9 protein-coding genes are annotated in these 11,625 nt (G+C 64.9%); 4 read left to right on the top strand and 5 right to left on the bottom strand.

The window, feature by feature from the left end:
* Positions 1–165: 165 nt before the first annotated feature.
* Positions 166–4,203 carry a pullulanase-type alpha-1,6-glucosidase gene (gene pulA / locus E5E96_RS10330; RefSeq protein ID WP_171282090.1) on the bottom strand — a complete coding sequence of 1,346 codons (4,038 nt, stop codon included), beginning with the start codon at positions 4,201–4,203 and terminating at the stop codon, positions 166–168.
* Positions 4,204–4,484: 281 nt separating this feature from the next.
* Here pulA and E5E96_RS10325 point away from each other — a divergent pair, with 281 nt between their 5' ends.
* On the top strand, positions 4,485–4,895 hold the full coding sequence (locus E5E96_RS10325; protein ID WP_171282089.1) for a hypothetical protein: 411 nt from the start codon (positions 4,485–4,487) through the stop codon (positions 4,893–4,895).
* A gap of 63 nt (positions 4,896–4,958) precedes the next feature.
* Here E5E96_RS10325 and dmeF read toward each other — a convergent pair whose 3' ends face one another.
* Positions 4,959–5,897: a CDF family Co(II)/Ni(II) efflux transporter DmeF gene (dmeF, locus tag E5E96_RS10320; RefSeq protein WP_171282088.1), complete on the bottom strand. Its 939-nt coding sequence runs from the start codon at positions 5,895–5,897 to the stop codon at positions 4,959–4,961.
* A gap of 71 nt (positions 5,898–5,968) precedes the next feature.
* Between dmeF and E5E96_RS10315 the strand changes: the two genes are divergently transcribed.
* From E5E96_RS10315 to E5E96_RS10305, 3 genes are all read left to right on the top strand, one after another.
* A complete protein-coding gene (locus E5E96_RS10315) occupies positions 5,969–6,244 on the top strand; it encodes a metal/formaldehyde-sensitive transcriptional repressor (RefSeq protein WP_005308614.1) in 276 nt (91 codons plus the stop codon).
* A gap of 169 nt (positions 6,245–6,413) precedes the next feature.
* Positions 6,414–7,610 carry an amino acid aminotransferase gene (locus E5E96_RS10310; protein WP_166464121.1) on the top strand — a complete coding sequence of 399 codons (1,197 nt, stop codon included), beginning with the start codon at positions 6,414–6,416 and terminating at the stop codon, positions 7,608–7,610.
* Positions 7,611–7,670: 60 nt separating this feature from the next.
* Positions 7,671–8,594: a LysR family transcriptional regulator gene (locus tag E5E96_RS10305; protein WP_171282087.1), complete on the top strand. Its 924-nt coding sequence runs from the start codon at positions 7,671–7,673 to the stop codon at positions 8,592–8,594.
* A gap of 54 nt (positions 8,595–8,648) precedes the next feature.
* Here E5E96_RS10305 and E5E96_RS10300 read toward each other — a convergent pair whose 3' ends face one another.
* From E5E96_RS10300 to E5E96_RS10290, 3 genes are all read right to left on the bottom strand, one after another.
* Positions 8,649–8,972, bottom strand: coding sequence for a DUF1820 family protein (locus tag E5E96_RS10300; RefSeq protein WP_011704589.1), 324 nt, complete (start codon positions 8,970–8,972; stop codon positions 8,649–8,651).
* Between the two features lie 192 nt (positions 8,973–9,164).
* The gene (locus tag E5E96_RS10295) at positions 9,165–10,016 is read right to left on the bottom strand and encodes a YjjW family glycine radical enzyme activase (RefSeq protein WP_171283222.1); all 852 of its coding nucleotides are present in this window, start codon (positions 10,014–10,016) and stop codon (positions 9,165–9,167) included.
* 37 nt (positions 10,017–10,053) lie between these two features.
* On the bottom strand, positions 10,054–11,580 hold the full coding sequence (locus E5E96_RS10290) for a YjjI family glycine radical enzyme (protein WP_171282086.1): 1,527 nt from the start codon (positions 11,578–11,580) through the stop codon (positions 10,054–10,056).
* Positions 11,581–11,625: the final 45 nt, after the last annotated feature.

Here is an 11,625-nt window from a genome sequence, read left to right as displayed (position 1 = left end):
GCCGCCCCCAGTGGGCGGCTTTTTATTGCCTCGCCCACAGCAAAGAAAAAGCGCGGCTGCCGGTCGGCAGTCGCGCTTTGCTTACTCTCTCGGAGTTATCCCACCCTTGGCGAGGTGGAATTCAACCCTGGGGTGCCGAGCCAGCCCCGGGCTCGATGGGAATGACTACCTGGCGCTGCACTCCTGGATCACAGCGGTACCGGCCTTGGTGCCGGCCGGGTCAACCTTCACCAGCACGCTCCACAGGCCCTGCGGCAAGGTGATGCTGTTGTTGGCGCTGCCCGGCTGGGAGAAGCCGATGGCATAACCCGTCTCCGCCGTCACCGCGCCGCCACCGTTGAGCAGGTACTCCTTGCTCCAGTCCTCGTTGGCCACCTTGAACTCGGTGCTGCCGGTGTAGTTGAAGGCCGCCTGATAGATGGCCAGATCGCCGTCCATCCCCTTGTAGCTCAACTGGTACTGGGGCTGAGCGGCCCAGCCGGAGAGCTCGCCCTTGACGAACAGGTTGTAGCCGAGCGGATTGCCCGCCACCGTGTCCAGCACCTTGCAGCTCTGCACCGGCTCGGTGAAGCTGACGCTCAGGGTGGGCTTGTCCTTGTTCATGGCGGTAAACACGAACTTGTAGCTACCCGCCTTGGCCAGATCGAGCCCGATGTTGCCGGTATCGCCGCCCTTGCAAAGGGTCAACGGAGTGCCGACCACCAGCTTGTCGCCCGCATTGCAGCTGCCGTAGTTGAGGGGACCCCAGCTGGCATCCGCGATCTTGACGTTGGTGGTGCCCAGCTTGTCGCTGCTCACCTCGGTGGTGAACTCGTACATGAAGTTGCTGCTGAAGGTCATCTGGTTGGTGTTGCCCCACTCATTGAGGAACCCCTTCAGATAGACGGCGGTGTCACCAAACGGCGGTACCGTGCTCAGATCAGTCTTCTTGCCGACCGGCAGGCCACTGCCCTGGGCACCGCTCTGCGGTTTGACGAACACCGCCGCCGACCAGGCACCCAGGGTCAGGGTACCGCCATTGACGGCCGCATCGCGGGCGATGCTCTCGCCGCCGTGGTGGGCCGGGCTCAGCTGCAGGCTGGTCAGGTCGATGGGCTGATCGTTGCCGTCACGGAAGTCGCTGATGCTCTGGGAAGCATTGGTGGCGTTGATCATCACCACCAGACCGTCGATGGCCGGATCCAGATCCGCCCCCGCATTGACGCCGTCATCCACCGTCATCACGATGAGGCCTGCCTCCTGATCCGGGCCGGTATTGCGGAAGTCGACCCGCTTGATCACCTCGGCACCGCTGCCCAGACGCAGCAGACGGGAGGATTGACGCAGCTCGGCCAGCTCCTGATAGAAGCCCATCATGGTCGCCATGTCGGCACCGCTCGGCTTGACGTGCTTGCCGAGTACTTTCTCGATCAGCGGATAGTTGTCGCCATCCTTGTCCTTGCGCGGCAGCCCCTTGTCGAAGTTGTTGTCGGCCAGGGTGTAGTCGACCCGGTTGTACCAGTCACCCGAGTCGTAGCTGTCCCGCTCCATGGACTTGGAGCGCAGCAGCTCGACACCGGCGTGGGTGAAGGGAATGCCCTGCCCCAGCATGGCGGTGGCGAGCGATACACCCTGCATCCGCACCAGATCGGCCCCTTGCGGCGCCTTGTAGATCAGGTTGTCGAACAGGGTCTGGTTGTCGTGCTTGTCGACGTAGTTCTGGATTTCGGTCGGATCCTGGGCATAGCCAGCCGGTTGACCGTTGTAGTCGATGTCGGAGCCCTTCTTCGGCATGCCGTCCTTGTCGGTCAGGATGAAGTCCTTGAGGTTGCCGGCCATGCCGAGGCGCACCAGGTCGGCCTGATGCAGGGCGGTAGCGCGATCGACGCCGTCCATCTCGTTGGCATCCACCAGAGCGCCGTTGCCAAAGCCCTGGGTCTTGCGAATGGTGTCGCCGCCGTCGAACGGACTGCCGCCGCGCACCGCATCCCGCAGCCGGTCGGAGAAGGAGCCGATGCCGGTGCCGGCCAGGTGTTTCTGGGTCGCCTGCACGAAGCGCTTGTCATCCTGCACCTCGCCGAAGTTCCAGCCCTCACCGTAGAAGTACATCTCGGGGTTGACCTGCTTCACCGCGGCCAGCGCCTGCACCATCTGATCTTTCGGATGGTGGCCCATCAGGTCGAAGCGGAAGGCGTCGATCTTGTAGTCGCGCGCCCAGGTGACCAGGGAGTCATCCATCAGCTTGGCGAACATGGCGTGTTCCGGCGCCGTGTTGGAGCAGCAGGTGGAGTTCTCCACCGAGCCGGTCTCCGGATTGAGGCGCTGATAGTACCAGGGCACTATCTTGTCGAGCACCGACTTGGGCCCCAGGCCCGCCTCGTTGGTGTGGTTGTAGACCACATCCATCACCACGTTCATGCCGATGTTCTGCTTGATGGCCTTGACCATTTCGCGGAACTCCAGGATGCGCTGGCTGCCCTCGGCGTTGGTGGCGTAGGAGCCTTCCGGGGTGGTGTAGTGGTAGGGGTCATAACCCCAGTTGAAGGAGTCGACACCGCGCAGATAGCCGTAGAGCTCCTGCACCTGCGGATTCTCCTTGCTGTCGCTCCCTTGCAGATCGCCGAGCACGGCCTCGATGGTCTGGCCGCTGCTGCAGTAGCCGGCGAACTTGGAGTTCTGCACCTCGGGGTTGACCTGGCACAACTTGCCAAAGTCGTCGCTGATGTTGGCGACCTTGGTCGGATCCTCGTTGACGGTGGCGATGTCGAACACCGGCAGCAGGTGCAGGTGGCTGACGCCGCTCTTGGCCAGCGCCTGCAGGTGCTTGACCGGCGCCGTGTCGGTATCGGTCAGGCCAAGGAACTTGCCGCGGTGCTCGGCCGGGGTGGAGTCGTCGTTGCCGGTCAGATCGCGGACATGGGCCTCATAGATGGTGATGTCGGCCGGGTTCTGCTGGCTGTGGGGCGCCTTGAGGCTGTCCCACCCTTCTGGCTTGAGGGCCGGATCGTTGAGATCCACCACCTGGCTGAACTCGGAGTTCATCGCCAGGCTCAGGGAGTAGGGGTCGGTCACCTGATAGGATTCCAGCTTGCGGCTGACCGGGTGATAGACCTGGATGTCGTAGCGGTAGAACTTGCCCACCAGCTCGCTGCCACCCTGCACGCTCCAGCTGCCGCTGGCCTCGTCCAGGGTCATGGTGCGCTCGCCGAGCGGCTTGTGCTGGCCGTCGAACAGCGCCAGCTTGACCGACTTGGCGGTCGGCGCCCACAGCCGGAAGGTGACATTGCCCCCCTCGACCACGGCGCCATAGGCCAGCTTGGCGGCGGCGTCGGCATAGAGGGCATCGAGGGCACCGGCGCTCTGCACCAGGGTCGCCCCCTGCAGAATGCCGTCGGCATCGGTGCCGATGGCCACCAGCTCACCCTTGAGCAGCGGCTTGAGGTCCTTGCCAGCCGGCAGGGCGAAGGCGGCGGCATCCTTCAGATGCGGATACTTGGCCTGCTGCTCGGCGGTCAGGCTGGTCGGAGCAAGGGTGATGTAGGGGAAGTCGAACACCCCTTCGGCATTGGCCTTGATGGTGCCGGACTCGGTGTAATAGAGGCGCACATGGGGCTTGTCCTTGCCCCCTTGCCAGATCAGGGTGTTGCCGTCGATCAGGTGGGCACTGGCGCCCGCCACGCCGAAGGCGGCGGTGAAGGCCTCGGCGCGGCTGCCGAAGATCTCGTTCTTGCCGGCGACAATGGCCACGGTCCGGTCCGGGTGATCGCTGAAGACCACCTTCATGTCGCTGCCGGTCAGGTTGGCCAGATCGCCGTTGCGGGCGATGAAGTTGATGCAGCCTTCCAGCTTGCTGAGGGGCACCACCCAGCTCGGACCGAAGCCGTCGGCCGCGGCCGGGGTGTTGACCTTGTCGTCCCAGCCTGCGTTGAGGCCGCTCTCGGCGGTGGCGCTGCAGGCGTCGTTGTTCCACAGGTGCAGGCTGTAGTTGGCGAAGGGGCCAGTGACCCCGCGGGCCGCACTGGTCTGAGTATCCACCAGGGCGATCACCGCCTGATCGGGCCCGGCCACCAGTTGCTCGGCAGGGGGTTGCACATTGGGCAGACGGGCGACGGGGCCGTCCGTGGGTTCAGGGGTGGAGGGGGAGGAGCTGTTGTCATTGCAGCCGGACAAAAGCGCGAGCAGTGAGGCTGTTACCAGCGCCACTTTGGTCTTTTTCATATCCATTTTTTTATAATTCCCGCTGTAGTTAGTCTCGATATCCGAGTACCCGGTCATTGCCGAGCGGTGCCATATTAATCAGCAGAAATCGTTTCAAATGTGAGCAGGGGGGCAAAAAAGTTAACCGCTTTCAACAAGATAACGTTTTCATAACGAAAATCGGATCGGGCTCACAGACCTGCCGCCCGATTCGGCACATACCTGCGGGCAGAGCCATGATGTCTGGAAAAATTGATTTCCGATCAAATGGATAAGTGGATACGGCAAGAGAGAGGGAGCCACGACAGATGAAGCGGATTGAGGAGCAGGCCAGGCGGCTGGACCAGGAGTATCAAGAGATTGCCCAGCTGTTTGACCAATTTTGTCAGCAGGCGGGGACGCTCGCCGAGCAGTACCACTTCTTCAACTGGCCGGATTATGAGGATACCCCGCCCCTCGCCCGAGCCTTCACCCTGCTGGGGGAGCCACGGGAGCTGCGGCTGCGCTGCCAGCCGGGGGAGCGCGGCAGTTTGAGCGGGCTGATCCAGGTGTGCGGCGAGGAGGGCACAATCCACGCCAGCCTCGGCGTTCGGGCCGACGGCCACCTGCTGCTGGAATCTGGCCGGCTGCTGGACAACCCGCCCGAGCTGCTGCTCAAGCTGCTGCTCGGCGCCATCTGGCAGCACAAACCGGAGGATGTGCAGGGCCAGCCGCACTGAGCCAGAAAAACAGGAAGGGGCCTTGGCCCCTTCCTGCTGTTGCGAGCGGTCAACCGGCCAGGATCAGGCGGCGCTCACCTCGATGGTGACGTGCACCAGCTCCTCGTGGATGGCGAGCCGGGCGCGGATCTCGCTGGCGGAGACCGGCGCCGCCATCAGCAGGGAGAGCACGCAGGCATACTGCTGCTGGCCCACCCGCCAGACGTGCAGATCGCGCACTTCGGCGTCCGGCAGCTCGGCGATCACCTCGCGGATCTCCGCCACCAGCGGTGCATCCATCTCGGCATCCAGCAGCACCCGGCCAGAGTCGCGCAGCAGACCCCAGGCCCACACCGCCACCAGCCCGGCCCCCACTATGCCCATCAGCGGATCCAGCCAGTCGGCCCCCCACAGCATGCCCCCCACCAGCGCCAGAATGGCCAGCACCGAGGTGGCCGCATCCGCCAGCACGTGGATGTAGGCGGCGCGCAGGTTGAGATCCTGATGACCGTGATGATCGTGTGAGTGATCGTGATGATCATGATGATGGTCGTGCCCATGGTGATGGCCGTGATCATCCTTGAGCAACCAGGCGCAGGCCAGGTTCACCAGCAGGCCGACGATGGCGATGGCGATGGCCTGCTGGTAGTGGATCGGGCTGGGATCCAGCAGCCGGAACACCGACTCGAACAGCATCATGCCGGCCACCCCCACCAGCAAGAGGGCGCTGGTAAAGCCCCCCAATACCTCGATCTTCCAGGTGCCGAAGCTGAATCTGTGGTCGCGGGCGAAGTGGCGGGCGGCGCGGTAGGCCAGCACCGACAGGCCGAGCGCCAGCGCGTGGGAGCTCATGTGCCAGCCGTCGGCCAGCAGCGCCATGGAGTTGTAGAACCAGCCGCCGCCGATCTCCGCCACCATCATGATGACGGTCAGCAGCACGGCCCAGCGGGTCTTCTGTTCGGCCAGCGGATTCCCTTCGTGGACGACGGGTTGGTGGCAGTGGGATGAGGCAAGGGATGACATGGATTTCTCCTGAGGACGACAATGCGATATACTATACCCCAGTATAGTTTTATTGATCGAGAGGATCCTGCATGTCACACACCATTCACGGCAAGAAGAAGCTGCTGGCGCGGGTGCGCCGCATCAAGGGGCAGGCAGGGGCACTGGAGAGCGCGCTGGAGCAGGAGAGCGACTGCGCCGCCATCTTGCAGCAGATCGCCGCCATTCGCGGCGCCGTCAACGGCCTGATGCTGGAGGTGCTGGAGGGCCACATGCGCGAGCATCTCGGCGCCGAAGAGGCGACCCCGGCCGAGCGGCTGGAGGATCTGGATCAGGTGGTGCGGGTATTGCGATCCTATCTGAAGTAAGACTGACCGATGGGGCCATGCGTAGACCCGCCTCATCCCGTTTACGGCGAGGCGGCGTCGGCCCGCCAACCCGCGCCCCTTTCAGACTTGAGCCCTCGCCGGCTTTACGCCATGATGACCGCCGATCATTGATCGCCATACCCTGGATTCCATTTCGCAAGGACCCCCCATGTTTGAACACGTCGATGCCTATGCTGGCGACCCCATCCTGACCCTGGTCGAGACCTTCCACAAAGACACCCGCGAGCAGAAGGTGAACCTGGGGATCGGCCTCTATTACGACGAGCAGGGCCGCATTCCGCTGCTGACCTCGGTACAGCAGGCCGAAGCCCAGCGCGCCGCCGCCCCGGCCCCGCGCCCCTACCAGCCGATGGAAGGCGCCGCCAACTACCGCACCGCGGTGCAGCACCTGCTGTTTGGTGCCGACCACGAAGCGGTCAAGGCGGGTCGCATCGCCACCATTCAGACCATCGGCGGCTCGGGCGCACTGAAGATCGGCGCCGATCTGCTCAAGCGCTACTTCCCGACCTCCGAGGTGTGGGTCAGCAATCCCACCTGGGACAACCACAAGGCGATGTTCGAGGGCGCCGGCATCAAGGTGCACGACTACCCCTACTACGATGCAGCCACCGGCGGCGTGCAGTTTGACGCCATGATCGACTGCCTGAGCAGCCTGCCGGCAAAGAGCATCGTGCTGCTGCACCCCTGCTGCCACAACCCGACCGGGGTGGATCTCTCTCGCGCCCAGTGGGACCAGGTGATCGCGCTGGTAGTCGAGAAGAATCTCATTCCTTTCATGGACATCGCCTATCAGGGCTTCGGCGACGGGCTGGAAGAGGATGCCTACGCCATTCGCGCCATGGTGGCCGCCGGCGTCAGCTTCTTCGTCAGCAACTCCTTCTCCAAGAACCTCTCCTTCTACGGCGAGCGCTGTGGCGGCCTGTCGGTCATCTGCCAGGATGCCGAAGAGGCGAGCCGGGTGCTGGGCCAGATGAAGGCCACCGTGCGCCGCAACTACTCCAGCCCCCCCACCCACGGTGGCCAGATCACTGCGGCCGTGATGAACGATGCCAGCCTGCATGCCATGTGGGTCGGTGAGGTGACCGAGATGCGCACCCGCATCAAGGCGATGCGCGAGAAGCTGTTCGAGGTGCTGAGCGCCAAGGTGCCGGGCCGTGACTTCAGCTACTTCATCAACCAGCGCGGCATGTTCAGCTACACCGGCTTCACCCCGGAGCAGGTGGACCGTCTGCGCGAGGAGTTCGCCGTCTACCTGGTGCGCTCCGGTCGCATGTGCGTGGCGGGCCTCAACAGCCGCAACGTCGACTACGTGGCCGACGCCATGGCCGCCGTGCTCAAGGGCTGATCCCCGCAAGCCCCGCTCAGGCGGGGCTTTTTGTTTGTCCCGTTTGCTCGTGGAACCGTTATGGATCTCATTGCCCTCTCCCGCCTCGGCGGTCGCCATCTGGTTACCCTGCACCTGCTGCTCGACAGCCAGAGCGTCACCCGCACCGCCGAGCGGCTCTGCACCACCCCCTCCACCGTCAGCAAGACCCTCAACCAGTTGCGGGACCTGCTCGGCGATCAGCTGCTCTACCGCCAGGGCAACCAGCTGTTGCTGACCCCGTTTGCCGAGCGGCTCGGCCCTACCCTGCACCGGCTGCTGAGCGAGCTGAACGGCCTCACCGGCCAGGGCGGGTTCGATCCCGCCAGCTGGCAGGGGCAGCTGAAATTCGCCCTGCGCGAGAGCGGCATGGTCTGGCCCATGGGGCCCATTCTGGCGCAGCTGATGCGCGAGGTGCCGGGCCTGGAGCCTGACATTCGCAACAAGGATGAGCAGGGGCTGGCGGCCCTGGCGGCGGGCAAGCTGGACTTCGTGATCCTGCCCCACGATCAGAGCCAGCCCCTGCCCCGCCAGCAAGGGCTGGTGTGGGAAACTCTGCGCGAGGACAAGCTGGTCTGCCTGCTGCGCGCGGATCACCCGGCGCTGGCGCGATCCTGGGATCTCGATGCCTACCTGAGCTGGCGCCATATCGCCATTCGCGATCAGGAGCTGGCCAATCCCTTCTTCGAACAGAGCCTGGCCCAGTTGCAGGTGCGCCGGCAGATTGCCGCCATCCTGCCGGATTTTGGCAGTGCGGCAGCCCTGCTGCGCCAGAGCGATCTGATCCTCACCGCCATCGGTGGCTGGGCGGAGCAGGCGGCCCCCCACGCTCTGGTGAGCAGGCCGGTCCCTTTCGACTACGGCGCCGTCACCCACAGCCTGGTGTGGTACGGCCCGGCCGGGGAAGAGCCGGCCCGGCGCTGGTTTCGCCAGCGCATCCTGCAACTGGCCCGCGAGCTGGGATAAGGACGACCATGCCCGGCACCATGCCCGGCACACGCCGGCCGGACATGGCGGGTATCAGGGTTTCTTGGTGTAGATGGGGCTGGGGAAGGGAGAGACGTTGTTGCCCAGTTCGGTGATGCGGGCAGCCCCCTGCTTGCGCACCTGATCAACCCGCAGCACGTGGTGCATGGGGATCATGGTGCGATTGACGTCGGCAAATTCACTCTTCAACTTCTCGTGGCTGGGGTCGACGATGAGCGCCGTGTGGTTGTCCCACACGAAGTTGGCGATCTCGATGAAGCCGAACAGCTGACCCTGGCTCACTTCCCTGACATAGACTTCGTAACGCTCGTTGTGACAAATGAACTGCACTCGATATAAGGCGTTGGATTCACTCATGTTCGTCTGTTGATGGTGGGCGATTGACCCATTCTAGCCGCCACCTCGCAGAGCTCAAATAGACAGCAATCACAGTTACGTCATCTCAAGACTCAGGCAGCAAAAAAGCCACGCCGAACCGCTCGGTTCGCCGTCCAATCTTGCCTTGTAGTATCAAATCCCTTTGCGATCAGCTGATTAGCATCCGGCTACTCAGAGCAGTGGCGGCAGGCTGACCGGGCCAAACCCGGCCACCGCCAGCGCAGCGGCCAGCTGCTCCAGCTCCTCTCGCGTCGCCTCTGGCCAGCCCTGCGCCGCCCCGCGCACGCCGTGATGGCGAAAGCCGTTGAGGCGGATGGGCACGGGCCCGAGGGCGCGCAAGAAGGCGGCGAGTCCGCCCTCCAGCGTGCCGTCGGCGGCGAGATAATCGCTCTGCCCCGGCACCTGCAGCAGGCGCACCTCCGCCAGTTTGCCCGCCTGCGCCAGCAATTGCAGCGACGCCAGCACCCGCTCGCGGCCATAGCCGGTCAACGTGTGATGCACAGAGTCGCCCCACCCCTTGAGATCGATCATGGCGCCGTCCAGCACCGGCAGCAGCCGCTGCCAGCCAACCTCGGCAAGCGAACCGTTGCTGTCGAGCAGGCAGCCGAGATGGGCCAGATCCGGCGCCTCCTTGATGGCGGTGAACAGCGCGATCACGAACGGCAGCTGGGTGGTGGCCTCACCGCCGGAGACGGTAATCCCGGTCAGCAGCGGGCCGTAGCGGCGCAACAGAGCCAGCACCTCGGCCACCGTCATGGTGGCGGTCTTGGGGCTGGCGCTGCGGGGGCAGGCATCGAGACAGGCATCGCAATCGGTACAGCGTGCCGCCTGCCAGCTCACCCGCCCCCCGTGCAGGGTCAGCGCCCCGCTCGGACAACCGGGCACGCAGTCACCGCAGTCATCGCAGAGGCCGATGGTGTGCGGGTTATGACAGCCGGGACAGGCGAAGTTGCAGCCCTGCAGAAACAGCACCAGCCGGTTGCCGGGGCCGTCCACGCAGGAGAAGGGCAGCCAGCGGCTCACCGTCGCGGTGCGCGCCGCCCCTGCCCGCCTGCCGCACTCAGTAGTCACACAGGGTTGCCTCGCGCCCCACCACCCGCGGCGCCCGCTGGCGGATCCCGGTCAGCTCGCTCGCCTCGGCGCCGAGGCAGGTGGTCTGCAGCCGCGAGCCCTCGGTCGCGAAGCGGGCCACGTCGCTCTTGCGGATCATGTAGCCGGTCACCCGCACCAGATCGCTGTCCGCCACGTTGGCGGTGAACTCGCGCATGCCGATGGCAAGCGCCCCCTTGCAGAGCTGCAGCAACGCCTGCGGGTTCTGGCGGATGGTGGGATCCAGGGTCAGGATCTCGCTGATCCCGGAGTGATAGAAGCCGTGGTGGGGCGCCAGCGCCAGCACGTGGCTGGCGGGATCCGGCTCCTCGCCATAGGGGATGCGCACCCCGGGGGTGACCCCGCGATCCACGCTGAGCCCACCCTGGGAGTGGAGCAGGGCGCGGCCGCCCCAGGCGTGCACTTGCGGCGTTTCGCTCACGTGGCGGGCGAGCTGGGCCGAGATGCGGTAGCCCAGCTGGTTCGCCTCTTCGTCACGGCCGTAGCGCTCCGGCAGATTCTCCTTGTCCATCAGGAGGTTGACCGCCTCGGCCATGCCGTAGATGCCGAACATGGGCACGAAGCGACCCTCTTCCAGCAGCCCCTCCTGCACCAGGAAGCTGTCGAAGAAGCCGGACTCCTGGTGCAGGAAGGCGGCACGCGCCTCGATCAGGCGGGAGGCGAGGCGGCAGTAGTGGGGCAGCAAGCAGCCCAGGAAGTCGTCGATGCCGTGGGCCTGCTCGGCCACCCGCTTGAGGGAGACCCGCACCAGGGTGTTGGCGCCGCCCGCCTGGGGCAGGGCGTTGTAACAGCTGACGATGCCGAAGCCGCGCTCATCGAAGGTGTTGCGATGGAGCGGGTAGTTGGCGATGTGGGGCTTGCTGCAGGCCGCGATGTTCTTCACCCCCTGCAGCAGCAGGCTGTCCGGGGTCTGCGCCGGATCGTGGAACAGAGTAAGGTTGGGGGCCACCTGCTTGAGTTCACCGTCGATGCGCAGGATCAGGCGGCAGAGCCGATTGTCATCCGGGCCTATGTTGACGTGCATGAAGGCATCCGGCAGCACCCGGTCCAGGTAGATCCAGAACCCCTTCAGCTTGCGATAGAGGGCCTCGTCATCCAGCTCACCGACGAAGGGCAGCAGCAGGTGGTCGAGCCGGCCCAGCCAGACCGGCATGCCGGTGACGGAGGGCACATGGTGGTAGAGGATGCGCAAGGCATCGAGCGCCTCGTCGAAATCCTGCGGCGGTGCCAGCTCCAGCCAGGCCGAGCCCTGGCGCAGAAACTTCTCGTAATCCGGCAGCACATAGCGCGGCTTGTAGGGGGCGTGCCCCTCGAACATGTCGCAGACAAAGCCCTTGGCCATCGCCTCGCTCACCTCGGCGGGCAGCTCGGGATAGGGCAGCGCATTCTCGGCGGCCAGCGCCAGGGCATGGCTCTTCTGGGCCGGTGACAGCAGGGGATCGCGCACGATGCGCTGGCAGGTTTCGGTGAAGGACATGGCTCGCTCCTCGACGGATGGGAGCTAAATCCTCACACTTGAGAG

Source organism: Aeromonas sp. 1805 (assembly GCF_013085525.1).
GTDB classification, from domain to species: Bacteria; Pseudomonadota; Gammaproteobacteria; order Enterobacterales; family Aeromonadaceae; genus Aeromonas; species Aeromonas hydrophila.
This window is presented reverse-complemented; position numbering and strand designations above follow the sequence as displayed.